Consider the following 16,296-nt stretch of genomic DNA (forward strand, 5'->3'; position numbering starts at 1 on the left):
GGTCAGCAATGAGTCAGGTTTCAATCGAGATACCCGGGGATTTCATTCTCGGCGCGGCGGCTTCCGCCTGGCAAACCGAGGGCTGGAGCGGTAAAAAACAGGGGCAAGATTCTTACCTTGATTTGTGGTATCGGCACGATCGCCACGTTTGGCATAACGGCTATGGCCCATCGGTCGCCACCGATTTTATCAACCGCTACCCGGAAGACGTGGCATTGATGAAACAAAGCGGCGTCAGCCACTACCGCACGTCGATCAACTGGGCGCGCTTTCTTACCGATTATGAGCAAGGCGTGGTGGATGAAGATTACGCCGCCTATATCGACGCCTTGCTGGACGAAATGAAACGCCAGGGCGTCGAGCCGATGCTGTGCCTGGAACACTACGAGCTGCCGGGCTGCCTGCTGGAAAAATACGGCGGCTGGAACGCCAAGCGCGTGGTTGAACTGTTCGTGCTGTATGCCCGCCGGGTGTTCGAACGCTTCGGCGCCAAGGTGGCGCGCTGGTTCACCTTCAATGAACCGGTGGTGGTGCAGACGCGGGTTTATCTCGACGCCATCCGCTGGCCGTACGAGCAGAACACCACCAAATGGATGCAGTGGAATCACCATAAAAATCTGGCGACCGCCTCGGTGGTGCAGCTGTTTCGCCAAATGAACTGCGCCGGCAGCATCGGGGTGATACTTAACCCGGAGGTGACTTATCCCCGCTCCAGCGCGCCGCACGATCGGCGTGCCGCCGAGCTGTATGATTTGTTCTACAACCGGGTTTTTCTCGACCCGGCGATCAAGGGGGAATACCCTGCGGAACTGCTGGCGCTGCTGAAAAAGCATGAAGTGAATTTCGCCTGGACGCCGGAAGAAATGGCGTTGATCCGCGACAACACCGTCGACGAAGTGGGCATCAACCTGTATTACCCGCACCGGGTCAAGGCGCCGAGCCGCGCATGGCATAGCGCAACGCCGTTCCACCCGGCGATGTACTACGAGCATTTTGAACTTCCGGGGCGGCGGATGAATAAATCGCGCGGCTGGGAAATCTTGCCGAAAATCGTTTATGACATGGGCCTGCGCATGCGCGACGAGTACGGCAACATTCCATGGTTCATTGCCGAGAACGGCATGGGCGTCGAGGACGAGGCGCGGTTTAAAAACGCCGCGGGGGAAATTCAGGATGACTACCGCATCGAGTTCATCCGCGAGCATCTCTATTGGGCGTTGAAAGCGGTGGAGGCCGGGGCGAACTGCCGAGGCTATATGCTGTGGGCGTTTACCGACAACCTGTCGCCGATGAACGCCTTCAAGAACCGTTACGGCCTGATTGAGATCGATCTGGACAACCGGCGCAACCGGCGGCAAAAAAAATCAGCGCGCTGGTTCCGCGCGCTGAGCGACAGCCGGCGGCTGCTTCTGACGCTTGACGACGAAAATAAATAAGGACCTGCTGATGAAACGAATCGTTCTGGCCTGCTCGGCGGGCATGTCCACCTCGCTGGTGGTCACCAAAATGGAAAAAGAAGCGACAGCGCGCGGGCTGGCGTTGCAGATCTACGCCATCCCTGAACAGAATCTGCGCGATGAGCTGCAAAGTTACGGCAACGACATCATCGCGGTGCTGCTGGGGCCGCAGGTGCGCTTCAAGCTGACGGAAAACAAAAAGCTCACCGACGAACACCGGATCCCCATCGCGGTGATTGATTCTGTGGCTTATGGCACGTTAAACGGCGCAAAAGTACTCGATCAGGCGTTGGATTTGGTAGACTAGCGCCGCTGTCGTCCCAACGGACTTTTCAGGGCTAAAAGCCTCTTGCAGGCAAGGTATGGCATCGGCCAGGCGTATTTCAGAGTGAAACGGTGGGCAAAGTCGTGATTCCGCAGGAAAAAAAGCAGTATCAGGAGATTGGACGGGACCTTCGGCAGAAAATTCAGCAGGGCCATTTCGCTATCGGCACGCGTCTGCCGCCCGAGCGCAACATTGCCGAAACCTACGGCGTCAGCCGCACGATCGTTCGCGAAGCGCTGCTGATGCTTGAACTGGAAGGAACGGTGGATATTCGCCAAAGTTCGGGGGTCTACGTGATGCGTATTCCGAGCGAAACGGCGGAAGATGACGATCCGCTGCTGCAAAGCGAAGTCGGGCCGTTCGAAATGCTCCAGGCGCGGCAACTGCTGGAAAGCAATATTGCGGCGTTTGCCGCCAAAATGGCCACCAAGGCCGATATCGAAAATTTGCGGCGCACGCTGGAACAGGAGCAACGCGCCATCATCGCCAATGACGAAAGCGGCGACAATGACAAAATGTTCCATTTGCTGATCGCCGGCGCGACGCAGAATCAGATGCTGCTGGATACGGTAAAAAGCATCTGGCAGCGGCGGGATGCCAGCCCGCTTTGGCAGCAGTTACACAGCCGCATTGCCACTAAAGGCTATCGGCTGAAATGGCTGGCCGATCACCAGAACATTCTGGCGGCGCTGCGCCGTCGCGACGTGATGGGATCGTATCAGGCCATGTGGCAACACATGGAAAACATCAAGGGAACGCTGATGGAGCTGTCCGACGTCGATGCGCCGGAGTTCGACGGCTATCTATTTGAGTCGATACCGATCTTCCAGGGGAAATTGGTGTGATAAGCCAGAGCAGCGAACGGATATCCGCCGGCCTATCGCCAATGCCAAAAATATAAAGCCTGACACCAAATCGGGTCATTAACCGCAGGCCCGCTTTTTCGTCGTTAGCGTAAAAAGCGGGTCGATTTATAGACCATGTTCGCGAAACGGCAAGTCAGCGCGCCGTCAGGCTGCCGCGCAACAGGCTATGGTCTTCGTCGCCGGTCAGCAACGCCAGCGCACGCTGCGCCAGCGCTTCCAGTGAATATTCGATCGACGGCACCGCCGGCGCGCCGGGCCACTGCAACGAACCGTCCAGGCTGAATACCGTCACCTGCCCCGGCACCTGTCGTTGATACTGGTGCAGGACGCTGAGGGCTTCCTGCGCCTGGCAGTCATCGGTGACCAGCAGGGCATTGAACGGCATATTGCCGTTCAACAGGCTTTGCAATGCGATCCGTGCTGACGGTTCGCCCTCCACGACCAACTGCCGGTTATAGGGGATCAGATGGGTCTCGAGCGCGCTGCAGTAGCCCTGCAGCACCTGCTGCGCGGCGTCGCCGCCGGCAAAATTGACCAGCGCAATCTGCCGTCGCTGCTGATTGGCGAGATAATGCACCGCGGTTTCGGCGGCAAACTGATGATCGAAGCCGATGCTTTTACCGGTGGTGGCGGACAGGCAGTCCAGACACATCACGCTATCCGGCAGCGGCGGCAGGCTAAAGCGCGCGCCGACCACAATCAGCGCATCGCACCAGCCGTTGCTCAGCTCCGCCACCGCGGCCGCCAGCGTCGGCGCGTCGTTGGCGAAACGCAACAGCAAGTGCTTCCTCTGTTGGCTAAGCTGTTTTTCCAACGCCTGCAAATAACCGGTGGACTGCTGAATATGTTCGGTAGCGCACACCACGCCGATGCAGCCGGTTGATTGGCTGGTCAGGGACTGGGCAACGGCGTTCGGCCGATAGTTGAGCGTTTCCGCCGCCCGCAACACCGCCAGACGGCTTTCTTCCTTTACCCCGCGACTGCCGCTCAGCACCCGGGATACCGTGGCTTTCGACACCTGCGCCAGACGGGAAACATCGTTGATATTGGCCATAACTGCGGGTCTTCCTGCTGATGTTGAAAAACGGGCCGCCGGCCCGTTAACGATTATCCTTAACTCGCCGCCCGCTGTCGTTGATAAAGTTCGACCATTTCAGCGATCAGCTCGCGAGCGAGAATAGCATTCATCAGATGATCCTGCGCATGCACCATGATCAGCGTCATCGGCGTCTTCCCCTCGCCCGCGTCATGCTCAATCAGTTGGGTCTGTACCCGATGCGCCGCGCGGCAATAGCTATCCGCATCCTGCAAACGCGCCTGCGCCAGGGCAAAGTCGCCATCGCGCGCGGCCTGCAACGCCTCAAAACACAGGCTGCGCGTTTGGCCGGCATTGACGATGATTTCCATCACCGTGCTTTCCAGATCGTCCATTATTCCGCTCCTTCAAAACCATTGGCCTCGGCGACGGCGGCAAACCACTCACCGCTTTTTTTGACGCTGCGTTTCTGCGTAGCCAGATCCAACTGCACAAAACCATAGCGGTTTTTATAGGCGTTGCACCATGACCAGTTGTCGATAAAGGTCCACATATGGTAGCCCAGACAGTTGCTGCCCTCCTGAATGCCGCGATGTACCCAGCGCAGATGGTCGCGCACAAAGGCAATGCGATAGTCATCCTGGATCTGCCCACCCCGTTCAAATCGCAGCTCATCTTCCACGCCCATGCCGTTTTCTGAAATAAAACAGCGCGGGTTGCCATAATTTTCGCGCAGGTTGGACAGAATATCGTAAACGCCTTTTTCGTAAATTTCCCAGCCGCGGTACGGGTTCATTTTACGGCCCGGCATTTCATAGCTGCTGAAGAACCATTCCGGCATAAAGGGACTGTCGGGGTTTACCAGGCTGTCGCGACACTGTATGCGGCGCGGCTGATAATAATTGACGCCCAGCAGATCCACCACGCCCTGCCGCAGCAACTGCGCATCCCCCGGCCGGCAGCTCGGCAATTGGCCGTGCTGTTGCAACAATGCCACCAGTTCCTGCGGATACGCGCCGCGCAACGCCGGGTCGAGGAAACTGCGGTTGAACATCAGGTCGGCGACCTCGGCCGCCTTGACGTCCGCAGGGTTGTCGGAGCGCGGGTATGACGGCGTCAGGTTGAGAATGATGCCGATTTCCCCGCCCTGTTGCCGAGCGCGGTACTTTTTCACCGCCTGAGCGTGCGCCAGCATGGTGTGATACGCCACGGTGGCGGCGCGTTTGAAATCCACCACGTTCGGATAATGGAAATTGTACAGATAGCCGCCTTCCACCGGCACGATCGGCTCATTGAAGGTAAACCAGTGCTTCACCCGGTCACCGAACAACCGGAAGCAGTTATCGGCGAATTCAGCATAGGCATCAACCACCTCGCGACTTTCCCAGCCGCCAAGCCGCTGCATCGCCATCGGCATGTCAAAATGGAACAGGTTGATAAACGGCGTAATGCCCTGCGCCAGCATTTCATCGATCGTCTGATTATAAAACGCCACCGCTTGCTGGTTGACGCCGCCGCGCCCCATCGGCATCAGCCGCGCCCAGGAAATCGAGGTGCGAAAGGTGTTGTGATTCAGCTGTTTCAACAGGGCGATATCTTCGCGCCAGTGCCGGTAAAAGCCGGAGGTATCCTGCGGCCCGACCTGCTGGTGAAAGCGCCCCGGCTGCTGTGCAAACCACTCATCCCAAACGGTGGCGCTTTTACCGAAGTTCAGGCTTTCCCCTTCGGTCTGCGGCGCCGAGCTGGCGCTGCCCCACCAAAAATCTTGCGGGAACGAATATTTCATTATTGCTCCTTGTTCAGGAATTGGCGGCGGCGGCGACGTCGCTTTGCGGTTGATTGTTTTCCTGCTCTTGCTTGAGCAGGGTGCGTTCGTAGGCTTTCAGGAACGGGTAATACATCAGTGCCGACAACAGCATGCAGAACAGGCACATGAACAACGGACTGAGGGCCCAGTTGGCGGCCCAGGAGGCACCGATCGGCGCCGGCGTGGTCCACGGCGTTAGCGATACCACCTGCGCGATCCAGCCCAGTTTGGTGGCGATATAAGCGAAGGTGGCGTTGATCATCGGCACCAGAATGAACGGCAGGAAAAATACCGGGTTCATGATGATCGGCGCGCCAAACAGAATCGGTTCATTGATATTGAACATGCTCGGCACCACGCCCATCTTGCCGATGGCGCGCAGGTGGACGGCCCGGCTGCGCAGCAGCAAAAACGCCAGCGGCAGAGTTGAACCGACGCCGCCGATCAGCAGATAGTGATCCCAGAATCCTTGCAGGTAGATATGCGGCAACGGCGCGCCCGCGGCGAGTGCTGTTTGGTTCAGCGCCAGATTGGTCATCCAGAATGGATTCATTATGCCGGTTACGATCAGCGCGCCGTGAATGCCGGCGAACCACAGGATCTGGCAGATAAACACCGAAATCAAGATCGCCGGCAGCGAGTCCGACGCCGAAACCAGCGGCTCCAGCAGGTGCATGATGGCCTGCGGAATGATCATGCCGGTATAGCTCTGCACCAGCAGGTTAAGCGGGTGCAGCGTCGCCACGATCACCACCACCGGGATCAGGATCTCGAACGAACGCGCCACCCCGGTCGGCACCTCTTTCGGCAGCCGGATAGTGACGTTGCGACGTTTGAGCCAGGCGTATAGCTCACCGGCATACAGCGCGGTAATGATGGCGGTAAAAATCCCCTGGCCGGAGAAATATTGCGTATCGATCACGCCGTCACGGTACGGCGCAGCCACCAGCAGGAAGGCCATAAACGCCAGCAGACCGGTCATGATCGGATCAAGCTTGTAATGCCGCCCGAGGCTGGCGCCGATGCCGACCGAAATAAAGAAGGTCATCACCCCCATGCTGAGGTGAAACGGCAACATCAGCTGTTCACGGTATTTGAGAGAAAAGTTCAGCCAGCCGCGCGCAATCCCCCAACTGCTGTCGGCGGCGAACGGCGGGAAAATAAACACCAGCATGAACGAACCGATAATCATGAACGGCAGCGCCGATACGAAGCCGTCGCGAATGGCTATCACATGCCGTTGCTGACCGACGCTGCCGGCCAACGGCGTGACCCGCTGTTCAATGATCCTGACCATCGCCTGATAAAGGGAACTCATGCGCGCGCTCCCTGCCGTGCGATCAACGCCAGCGCGAAGTCCAGCACCTTGTCGCCGCGCTGCATGCCATAATCCATCATGTCGATGGCCGCGACCGGCACGCCCTTCTCCGCTGCGCGGGCTGACAGCGCCGGCAGCATGTACTTGATCTGCGGGCCAAGCAGCACCACGTGATAGTTCGGGAACTGCTGATCGAACTCGCTGGCGCTGAACGCCGCGATCTCTACCGCCAGTTGGCGGCCGGCGGCTTCAGCATTCATTTTATTGACTAACAGACTGGTCGACATCCCCGCAGAACAACAAAGCATGATTTTCTTCATTATGATTACCCCAGTGACGATTCGTGGTCTTCCCGATCCTCATTGGAAACAAAATGGAAACCGGTTTCCAATGAATAAAAATCGATTTGAGAGGGTTCTCATGCATTAAAGATAAAATAGCGGAAACCTCGTGAGCTGGGTCACAATTTCAACGGCAGGCTAGCGGCCAGGCCAGGAAAAGAGCGGAAGAACTGCTATGGCGACGCGGTTATAAATCCGCATGTGTCAGCTGCGCGCGGTAGTTAATTATGGACAGGGAGCAAACAGGCCCGCCCGACAAGTGCCGGCATACGGAATACAACGAACGCGCGTCGAGTATCAGGGGGCGTCAAGCCCCCCGGATATTAGCGTTAACGCGTGTCGTGCCGGTAAACGGGCACCGGCCGCGCCGTTCCCGTCAGGGTATCGGAGACCTCAGCCACCGAGGTGGCTATCTTCATACCGCCCTCTCTCAGCCGCCGCACCTCCGCCGCGATCCGCTGTATGCCGAGCCAGAAGAGGCCGTCCAGCGCCGTGACCGGCAGCCCGCTTTCCAGAGCCAATTTAAGGCGCTCCCGCGGCGCTTTCGCCTCTTGCGCGATTTGCCGGTAAGGGGCCGCGGTGATCCCCGCCGCGTCGACCCGCTGGATACGGGTCGTCAGACGGTACTGAAATTCGTCCGGTATTCCGGCCAGATCGCTCTTCAGGCTGTAGATACAGCCGAAACGCTTACCGTTGAACAGCACGTTTTTTTGGCTGAGCGGCAGTTCATCGCGCACGCCGGCTATCAATTGCGGGGCGCGGGTGAGCAATAATCTGAAGGGAAGCTCAAAGCTCGTAACGTAATCCACGTTCAGCAATGCGATACGCAGGCGCTCCTCCGCTCCGGCCTTATTTTCCCGACATTCGGCAATCACATCGGCCCATTGTCGGGTCAGGCGGGGGCTTTCCGTCGCTTCGGCAAAGCAATACTTTTCAATCTGGTAGTCAACTCGTCCGGTCACGCTGAAGCCTCTCCCGATCGCTCTTCGGTATCCGCCCCACTTTATCAGCGGGCGGAGATAACTGAAAGTCAGTTGTCAGGGAGAAGGCCGACGGAACGGCAGTGACGCGCTTTCCCCTTCACGCCCGGCCGTTATGGTGAATTATCGGTTTATGATTGAATCGTCTTTTCTTACTATGTCCTGACCTGATGGGACCCGCATGGCCATGATTAAGAGGGAGGATTTATGCGGCTGGCGATAATCATAGTGATAGGGGTACTGGTATGCATCAGCATGATGCTGTTCTTGCAATATGTCAGTGAGCAGCCTTGGCTGAACGGCTAGAGCGTGATGCGCAGCGGGAAAGACGCTGCCCCTGCCGATGTTCAACCGCTTCGAACATTACGAGGCCGGCAACGGGGCAGCAGATTGTAGATAGGGTCAGTTGGCGAAATTTCAACTCCGCCCCGGTTTAGCTGAGTATGAAAATGTTATGCCGCACAAATTAACCCGTGCGCGGCCTTTTCATGGCGGAAAAAATGGCTTAGTATTTTATCTAGTGCACTAGACAATCAACAACAAGGTAATGGAGCGGATATGAAAACGCAGACCCGCCGAGAAATCGGAACACAACTTTCGTTTGCGCTCTATGGTGCGGCCAGCCGGATGAACCGGTTGCATAAACCTTTTCTGGCGCCTCTGGGCCTCACCTTCCCTCAGTACCTGGTGATGCTGGAGTTATTTAATGAAACGCCCCGCACCGTCGGCGATCTCGGCGGCAAGCTCGGCATGGACACCGGCACCATCACCCCGGTGCTCAAGCGTCTCGAGGCCGCTGGGCGGGTCCGCCGCACGCGTGACCGCACTGATGAAAGACGGGTGCTGATTACCCTGACGGACGAAGGCAGAGCGCTGCAGGATGCACTCTGGCGCATCACCGATAACATCAAATCAGCCTGCCGGTTATCGGATGCCAAACTGGAAGAACTTCGCGACACCCTGAATGATTTTGCCCATCCGGCGGACCGTTAATCGCCTACGACTCGGATACGGAGGTATTAAATGAAAATTGGCATCATTGGCGCCGGAAATATAGGCGCAACGCTGGCGCGTAAACTTTCAAGCCATGGGCACGCGGTCAAACTGGCCAACTCAAGGGGGCCGGACACCATTGCAGAGCTGGCGCGGGAAGCTGGTGCGGTCGCGGTTGAGCGTCAGGAAGCGGTGCACAATGTGGACGTCATCATCCTCTCCACGCCGTTTGACAAACATGCAGAATTGGCGGCGCTGTTAATTGGCGTACCCGAAAACGTGATTGTTATCGATACCTCTAACTACTACCCCTTCCGCGATGGCGATATCGCTGACATCAATAATGGGAAACCGGAGAGCGTCTTTGCCAGTGAAGTGCTTCAACGGCCTTTGATTAAGGCCTGGAATGCCGTTCTGGCGGCTACGTTGGCGGAGAAAGGCGTTGCAGACGGGTCTGGATCCCGTCTCGCCATCCCGGTTGCCGGCGACAGCGCCAATGCAAAAGCCATCGCGCTGGAGCTGGTTAATCAGACCGGCTTCGATGCGGTTGACGCCGGCCCGCTGAACGAATCATGGCGGCAGCAGCCCGGCACCCCGGCGTACTGCACCGAGCTGAAAATCGATGAGCTGAACCTTGCCCTGCAAACGGCGGATAAAGCGCGGGCGCCTCTGAACCGAGACGCATTAATCAATGAGTTCATCGCCGCCGGCAGTTTACTCACGCACGATGCCATCATTGCGCGCAACCGGGCGGTGACGGCTTAATCCTTCGCCACCTTTAGCAAGGCGGCGCGTTAACAGGCCGGTCATTCGATTATCTTGACCACCACTTTGCCCTTCGCATGCCCTTGGGCAAGGTAGGCAAGCGCATTCTTGGTCTCGGCAAAGGGGAATACCTTGTCGATCACCGGGGCGATGCGTTCAGCTTCGATCAGTTTGCCGATTTGATCGAGCTGTTCGCCTTCAGGTCGAACGAACAGAAATGAATAGGCGATACCTCGCTTTTGCGCCAGACGCATTATCCTGCGGCTCATCATCCCAAACGCCAAGGTCAGCAAGAAGTTTAACCCCCGCGCCCGTGCGAATGCGGCATCTAACGGCCCGACGAGAGAAACAATCTTTCCTCCCGGCTTGAGGATCCGGATGGATTTTTCAATCGTATCGCCTTCGATGGTGCCAAGGACGGTGTCGTAGCCGCTCAACACCTTTTCGAATGCTTGCGTTTTATAGTCGACCACCTCGTCCGCGCCCAGCCGTTCAAGCCATGCGACGTTGCCCGTGCTGGTGGTGGTGCCTACCCTGGCCCCCAGGTATTTAGCCAGCTGGATCGCCAGGGTGCCAATTCCTCCCGACCCTGCCGGAATGAAAATTTTCTGACCGGGCCGCAGCCCGGCGCGCTCCGTCAATGCTTGCCAGGACGTGAGGCTCACCATCGGCAGCGAAGCCGCCTGCACGAAGTCCAGATTTGCCGGCTTCAAGGCGGCGACGCTCTCGGGCACCGTCGCAAACTCGGCAAGCGAGCCCGTTCCCGTATCGAAAATGCTGGCGAAGACTTCGTCGCCTGGCGTAAAACGCGTCACGCGGCTCCCCACGGCAACGACAACGCCAGACAGGTCGCTGCCTAATGTGGCGGGAAGCTTAAACTGCAAAATCGGCTTGAATATGCCGGTCGGCACCCTGTTGTCGATAGGATTCAGCCCCGCTGCGTGCACTTTAACCAGAATGTCATTGGCGCCGGGTGTCGGATAATCTACGTCATCGAACCCCAATTCGGGCGATTTGCCATAGCGTTTAAACCTGAAGGCTTTCATCGTCTTCTTCCCCCGCTGTACTTTCCGTTTCAATCGTTGCCTGCCGTCGCCTCGCCAATACCCGAGGGGGCCCCGCCACAAGCGCTGCGGGTTTATTTGCCCTGCTGAAACAAGGCCTTTAAAGGGTTTTATATCGCTCTGCGGGTTCATCTTGCCTGATGTCTGAAAGCAGCGCCTGTCGCGCGGCGTCGAGGGCCTCCCAGCGCGCCGCGTTGTGTAACGGTGGCATGGTAACGAGCTCGCGGCGATCAAAGCCAACCAGCGCCGCATCGACTAACGCCCCTGCCTCCATCATTTTGGGTGAGGCACTGATGTCGATGCCTGCGCGTTGCCAAATTTCCGTGTAAGTGCCGGCGGGAAGCACCGCCTGAACATAAATGCCCTTGGCGGACAGTTCCAGGTTCATTCCCTGCGACAGGAAAAGAACGAAGGCCTTGGTGGCGCCATATACCGACATGGCAAATTCGGGTGCCAGACCGACAACGGAGCTGATATTGACTATCGATCCTTCGCCGGCTTGCGCAAAGCGTGGCGTCACCGCGCTGGCGAGTCGCGTCAAGGCCGTGACGTTAAGCGCGATAAGCCGTTCGATCGCATCAGGAGACTGTTCCATAAAGCCGCCCGCCTGCGCGATACCCGCGTTATTGATGAGAATGCCTATCCGCTCATCGCTACGCAGGCGCGCTTCGACGGCCGCTAAATCATCCGCTTGCGTGAGGTCCGCGGGCAGAATATCGACGGAAATGCCGCTTTCCTGCCGCAAACGCTCGGCAAGGCTCTCAAGCTTTGCCTTGTCGCGAGCGACCAGAACGAGGTCGTGGCCCCGGCGTGCGAACCGTTCAGCGTAGACGGCGCCAATGCCCGTAGACGCGCCCGTAATGAGGACTGATGATTTGGTCATGAGTTAATCTTCTTTATCAATGAATAAACAGGGGCCTAAGTCACGAAGTTAATGATGATGATCATAATCTAAAAAGTCAATCGGTTTGATTACGATCATCATCAATGTATACTTGCAGCATGCGTTTTCAGTGGGGATCAGAAAGGGTGAAAGTGTCTAAAGAGCAGGTTCGCGAAAACCGAGCGCGTATTGTTGAAGCCGCCTCGGTGTTGTTTCGTGAACGGGGCTATGACGGCGTAGGCATCGCGGAATTGATGTCGGCGGCAGGTTTGACCCACGGCGGGTTCTATAAGCACTTCGCTTCCAAGGCGGATTTATTGTCGGAGGCGATGAGCTGCGGTTTTAGGCGATCGGCGGAAAGCTCGTTAGGCGTGGAGCGGGAAAAGTTTATCGCAGACTACCTCTCCCGCCAGCATCGCGATGCTATGGGTAAGGGTTGCGTGATGTCGGCGCTGGGTACCGATACAGCCCGTCAATCAGAATCAATCAAGGCGACATTTTCCGCCGGGATCGAACGACAGCTGAGCCTTTTAGCCGATGAAAACGGCGCGGGAAGCGCAACGCGTGCAGACCTGATCGACACCCTCGCGCATCTTGTCGGTGCTCTGGTGCTGTCTCGCGCCTGCCCTGATGATTCCACCCTGGCGGATGAAATTCTGGACGTTTGCCGTTCCCGCCTGCTCGCTCAGGAAGCTCAAGAAGATGTCGGCGGTGAATTTTCCGCGCCGATAACATAAAAAAGCAGCCTTCCGGCGAAGGCCGCTTTTTGCATGCATATTTTCGCTCGCCAACCCGGCCGGCGCTTTGGTGCCTTAGCGGAACGGCGCGTCGAGAGCAACTATACTTCCCGTCCGGCTTTCCCTCCTGGCATCGGGTAAATAGTTATTTTACCTTATTCATGTTTTTGTCGAGAAATGGACAAATCTCCTGAGAGCGGCATCACAATAATATTAATATATCTGCTTAGGCTACTCATTAGAAAAGTCAGGCGTTTTTTAATCCAATCACTTATATATTTAATTGACGCGAACAAATTACATTATTCAGGCAACTCTACGAATAAACTAAAAAATTTCGCCAAACACCCCGTGCATCGTAAAAACTCATCATAAATTAATATATTACCCACAGAAAAATAATTTGGCACATCAGGCGCGAAACAAATAAAAACAGTAAAGAAAAAGTTAAATATCATTAGCTTTTCACGTAAGAGTGAAAATAAAATCGCTGCACAATAACCTACCAGTGATTATAGTTCTCATTACCATTTACATCAGGAAGATGATAAAAATGAACTATATAAAAAATGTAAAAACTTCACCGGCCAGGATTTCGAACGACCGGTTTTCATTCTCCGGCGTTAGCTCCTTAACCTTGTTTACCGGGCTTTGCATGGGGGCGAGTGGCGCCAGCCTCGCCGAAACCGCCTCCCCGGCTCCGGCGAGCGAAGAAAGGCTGGTGACCGCCGATGCGCCAGACTCGTTTTATATCCAGGCATCGGCCGACCCCAAATTTACCCGCCCGCAGAAAGATACGACGCGTACGATGGTGCTGATCCCTGAAGCGCTAATCAAAGAACAGGGCGCCACTACGCTGACCGCGGCGTTAAAAAACGTGGCCGGCGCAGGCGCTTTTTTCGCCGGCGAAAACGGCAACTCAACGACCGGTGATGCCGTCTACATGCGCGGGTTTGATACCTCCAACAGCCTCTACCTGGACGGCATGCGCAATATAGCCAGCGTTTCCAGAGACACCTTCAATACCGAGCAAATCGAAGTTTTCAAAGGCCCTTCAGGTGCAGACTATGGCCGCAGCGCCCCCAGCGGTTCGATCAATCAGGTCAGCAAGCAACCGCGCATGGATACCGGCCTGGACGCGTCGGCCAGCCTGGGCAGCGCCCGTTACCGCCGCGCCACGCTGGACTATAACCAGGCATTCGGCGAAACCTCGGCTATCCGTTTGAATCTGCTGGGTGAGAAAGCGCCGGAGGCCGGCCGTCGCCATGTGCGGCAAGAACGTTTCGGCGTTGCTCCCTCCTTCGCTTACGGCCTTGGCACTGCCACCCGCCTCTACCTGAACTACCTCCATCTGCAACAGGACAACGTGCCGGACGGCGGCGTTCCCACCCTCGGTTTACCGGGTTATTCCGCGCCGAGTGCCCGAACCGACGCGTTGAACGACGCGGGGAAAGTGAACAGCCGTAATTTTTATGGCACCCGAGACGATCGCGACAACTCGACCACGGATACGGCAACGCTCCGCCTGGAACGGGATCTTACGGATAACCTCACGCTGCGCAATACCACCCGCTGGTCCCAGGTGAAACAGGATTATCTGTTGAGCGCCTTTATGATAGGCGACAAAAACGTGGTTATCGTCGATGCTAATCGTGTCGACACCTGGACCGCTTCACGGCTGGCCAATACCAAAGATGCGCGCAACACCTTGCTGAGCAACCAAACCAACCTGACCGGCAAATTCAGTACCGGCACGGTGCGCCACGACGTTAGCGCCGGCGTGGAGTTTACGCGCGAGCGCCAAACCCATTATGGCCTGCACGCCGTCGCCCTGCCGGCCGTCAATATCTACCGTCCCGAACCGTCGGTTTCCGCCCCCGCAGTGTCACGCAACGGCGCCAACGCCAACGGCACAACCGAGACTTTCGGCCTGTACGCGTTCGACACGCTTGAACTGGGCAGAAGCGTTGAAATTAACGGCGGCGTTCGCTTAGACAGCTACCGTACCTCATACGATCGCGCCACCGCCTGCGGCGGTTCCGGGCGCCGAGCCGTAGTCTGCCCGCCGGGCATAGCGACCAATACGCCCATCAACACGCTGGATATCGCCAAAACCGGCAACCTGTTCAATTGGAAAGCCGGCGCGCTGTACCATATCACCGAGCGCGGCAACGCCTACCTCAACTACGGCATTTCTCAACAACCGCCCGGCGGCAACAACTTTTCGCTGGCGGAGTCCGGCTCAGGCAGCAGCGCCAACCGAACTGACTTCAAGCCGCAAAAGGCGAAAACCATCGAGATCGGCACCAAATGGGCGCTGTTGGGCAATCACCTGCTGCTGACGGCGGCGCTGTTCCGTACCGATATTGAAAACGAGGTGGGGAAAAATGACGACGCAACCTATTCTCAATACGGCAAGAAACGCGTTCAAGGCTATGAGTTGGGCATGGTCGGCAATATCACCCCCGACTGGCGCCTGTTCGCCGGTTACACCTTGCAAAACGCCAGCATCCGCGACGGGGCCAATGCCGCACAGGACGGTTCATCGGCGCTGACCTACACGCCAAAACGGGCTTTCACGCTATGGACCCATTACCAAATCACCGATCGGCTCACCCTTGGCGGCGGCGCGCGTTACGTCGGCGGGATGAAGCGCGGCAAAGACGGCGCGGTGGGCACGCCGGCTTACACCGAGGGATATTGGGTCGCGGATGCGATGGCGGGCTATAAGATCAATAAGCACGTCGATGTCCAGCTTAACCTCAACAACCTCTTCGACAAAGACTACGTATCGTCGATCAACAAAAGCGGCTATCGCTATCATCCTGGCGATCCGCGCACCTTCATGTTGACCACCAACGTGCATTTCTAATCTTCGCGCCGTCCCGCGGGGCTGTCCTGCGGGAGGCAAGGAACGCCAATCATGATGCTGCATATCCCGGAAGTGCTAACCCCCGAAGAAGTCCATTGCCTGCTGCATACGCTGGCCGAAACCCCGTGGGTCGACGGCCGCGTCAGCACCGGAGAACAAGGCGCCAAAGTCAAAAACAATCGGCAGTTGGACATGCAAAGCGCAGGCTACAAAAAAGCGCAGGCCGTGGTCGGCGCGGCGCTGCAGCGCAATCCGCTGTTCTTTGCCGCCGCGCTGCCCGCAAGGCTGTCCAATCCGCTGTTCAACAGCTACCGGAATGCGCAGTTTTACGGCTTTCATGTCGATGGCGCCATGCGCCAAAACGACGCCAGCGGCTGGATGCGCACCGATCTGTCCGCCACGCTGTTTTTGGTTGATCCCGGCGGCTATGAAGGCGGTGAACTGGTCGTCAACGACAGCTATGGCCAACACAGCGTCAAACTGCCCGCCGGCGATATGATCCTGTACCCGGCGAGCAGCCTGCACTGCGTCACGCCGGTCACCAAAGGCCACCGCGTCGCCTCTTTCTTGTGGGTTCAGTCCATGGTGCGCGACGACCGGAAACGCACCCAACTGTTCGAACTTGATCAGAATATCCAGAAATTGCGCACCGCATTCGGCGAGCAGGATGAGATCCTGTCGCTGCTGAACCTGTACCACAACCTATTGCGCGAATGGGCCGAGGTGTAGCCCCCTTGCCGACGTAATGGCGCAACAATTAGCGAAATGTGGTAGGCGAAAGGCAACCCGCGCTCCGCTTCGAAGACGCCCGGGAGCCAAATTTTGACGCCGCGCACCTCGAAAAGGATGCGC

At 57.2% G+C, this 16,296-nt stretch carries 16 protein-coding genes; 8 read left to right on the forward strand and 8 right to left on the reverse strand.

Annotated elements, in window-relative coordinates:
• Positions 1–8: 8 nt before the first annotated feature.
• The 3 genes from CKW09_RS16065 to CKW09_RS16075 all read left to right on the forward strand — a co-directional run bounded on the left by CKW09_RS16065 (position 9) and on the right by CKW09_RS16075 (position 2,627).
• Positions 9–1,436 (forward strand): glycoside hydrolase family 1 protein, encoded by a 1,428-nt coding sequence (locus CKW09_RS16065; protein WP_061797478.1) that lies wholly within the window; start codon positions 9–11, stop codon positions 1,434–1,436.
• A 10-nt stretch (positions 1,437–1,446) separates the two neighbouring features.
• Complete coding sequence (locus CKW09_RS16070) at positions 1,447–1,764, forward strand: PTS sugar transporter subunit IIB (protein ID WP_061797480.1); 318 nt, start codon at positions 1,447–1,449, stop codon at positions 1,762–1,764.
• Between the two features lie 89 nt (positions 1,765–1,853).
• Positions 1,854–2,627: an FCD domain-containing protein gene (locus CKW09_RS16075; protein ID WP_061797482.1), complete on the forward strand. Its 774-nt coding sequence runs from the start codon at positions 1,854–1,856 to the stop codon at positions 2,625–2,627.
• A gap of 154 nt (positions 2,628–2,781) precedes the next feature.
• Here the strand turns inward: CKW09_RS16075 and CKW09_RS16080 are convergent, their stop codons facing one another.
• The 6 genes from CKW09_RS16080 to CKW09_RS16105 form a co-directional block, all read right to left on the reverse strand.
• The gene (locus CKW09_RS16080; protein WP_061797484.1) at positions 2,782–3,702 is read right to left on the reverse strand and encodes a LacI family DNA-binding transcriptional regulator; all 921 of its coding nucleotides are present in this window, start codon (positions 3,700–3,702) and stop codon (positions 2,782–2,784) included.
• 59 nt (positions 3,703–3,761) lie between these two features.
• The gene (locus CKW09_RS16085) at positions 3,762–4,079 is read right to left on the reverse strand and encodes a PTS lactose/cellobiose transporter subunit IIA (protein ID WP_061797486.1); all 318 of its coding nucleotides are present in this window, start codon (positions 4,077–4,079) and stop codon (positions 3,762–3,764) included.
• Entirely contained in the window at positions 4,079–5,470 is a 1,392-nt protein-coding gene (locus CKW09_RS16090; protein ID WP_061797487.1) for a glycoside hydrolase family 1 protein, read from the reverse strand. Before CKW09_RS16090 ends, CKW09_RS16085 begins: the two co-directional genes overlap by 1 nt.
• A gap of 13 nt (positions 5,471–5,483) precedes the next feature.
• Positions 5,484–6,809, reverse strand: a complete 1,326-nt coding sequence (locus CKW09_RS16095; RefSeq protein ID WP_095098298.1) for a PTS sugar transporter subunit IIC — start codon at positions 6,807–6,809, stop codon at positions 5,484–5,486.
• A complete protein-coding gene (locus CKW09_RS16100; protein ID WP_061797490.1) occupies positions 6,806–7,129 on the reverse strand; it encodes a PTS sugar transporter subunit IIB in 324 nt (107 codons plus the stop codon). Before CKW09_RS16100 ends, CKW09_RS16095 begins: the two co-directional genes overlap by 4 nt.
• 350 nt (positions 7,130–7,479) lie before the next feature.
• Positions 7,480–8,112 carry an ECs1377 family protein gene (locus CKW09_RS16105; RefSeq protein ID WP_095098301.1) on the reverse strand — a complete coding sequence of 211 codons (633 nt, stop codon included), beginning with the start codon at positions 8,110–8,112 and terminating at the stop codon, positions 7,480–7,482.
• 576 nt (positions 8,113–8,688) lie between these two features.
• Here CKW09_RS16105 and CKW09_RS16110 point away from each other — a divergent pair.
• Positions 8,689–9,123, forward strand: coding sequence for a MarR family winged helix-turn-helix transcriptional regulator (locus CKW09_RS16110; RefSeq protein ID WP_174524356.1), 435 nt, complete (start codon positions 8,689–8,691; stop codon positions 9,121–9,123).
• Between the two features lie 30 nt (positions 9,124–9,153).
• Positions 9,154–9,888: an NADPH-dependent F420 reductase gene (locus tag CKW09_RS16115; protein WP_061797495.1), complete on the forward strand. Its 735-nt coding sequence runs from the start codon at positions 9,154–9,156 to the stop codon at positions 9,886–9,888.
• Positions 9,889–9,929: 41 nt separating this feature from the next.
• On the opposite strand, the gene CKW09_RS16120 is transcribed toward CKW09_RS16115, so the two are convergent.
• Together CKW09_RS16120 and CKW09_RS16125 are read right to left on the reverse strand one after the other, a co-directional pair.
• Complete coding sequence (locus CKW09_RS16120) at positions 9,930–10,934, reverse strand: NADP-dependent oxidoreductase (protein WP_095100205.1); 1,005 nt, start codon at positions 10,932–10,934, stop codon at positions 9,930–9,932.
• A 118-nt stretch (positions 10,935–11,052) separates the two neighbouring features.
• The gene (locus tag CKW09_RS16125) at positions 11,053–11,835 is read right to left on the reverse strand and encodes an SDR family NAD(P)-dependent oxidoreductase (protein WP_095098304.1); all 783 of its coding nucleotides are present in this window, start codon (positions 11,833–11,835) and stop codon (positions 11,053–11,055) included.
• A 146-nt stretch (positions 11,836–11,981) separates the two neighbouring features.
• Here CKW09_RS16125 and CKW09_RS16130 point away from each other — a divergent pair, with 146 nt between their 5' ends.
• From CKW09_RS16130 to CKW09_RS16140, 3 genes are all read left to right on the forward strand, one after another.
• Positions 11,982–12,572, forward strand: a complete 591-nt coding sequence (locus CKW09_RS16130) for a TetR/AcrR family transcriptional regulator (RefSeq protein WP_061797500.1) — start codon at positions 11,982–11,984, stop codon at positions 12,570–12,572.
• A gap of 592 nt (positions 12,573–13,164) precedes the next feature.
• Positions 13,165–15,444 carry a catecholate siderophore receptor Fiu gene (locus CKW09_RS16135; RefSeq protein ID WP_374188967.1) on the forward strand — a complete coding sequence of 760 codons (2,280 nt, stop codon included), beginning with the start codon at positions 13,165–13,167 and terminating at the stop codon, positions 15,442–15,444.
• Between the two features lie 51 nt (positions 15,445–15,495).
• Entirely contained in the window at positions 15,496–16,173 is a 678-nt protein-coding gene (locus CKW09_RS16140) for a Fe2+-dependent dioxygenase (RefSeq protein ID WP_061797501.1), read from the forward strand.
• Positions 16,174–16,296: the final 123 nt, after the last annotated feature.

Origin of the sequence: Serratia ficaria (genome assembly GCF_900187015.1) — a bacterium.
GTDB lineage: Bacteria > Pseudomonadota > Gammaproteobacteria > Enterobacterales > Enterobacteriaceae > Serratia > Serratia ficaria.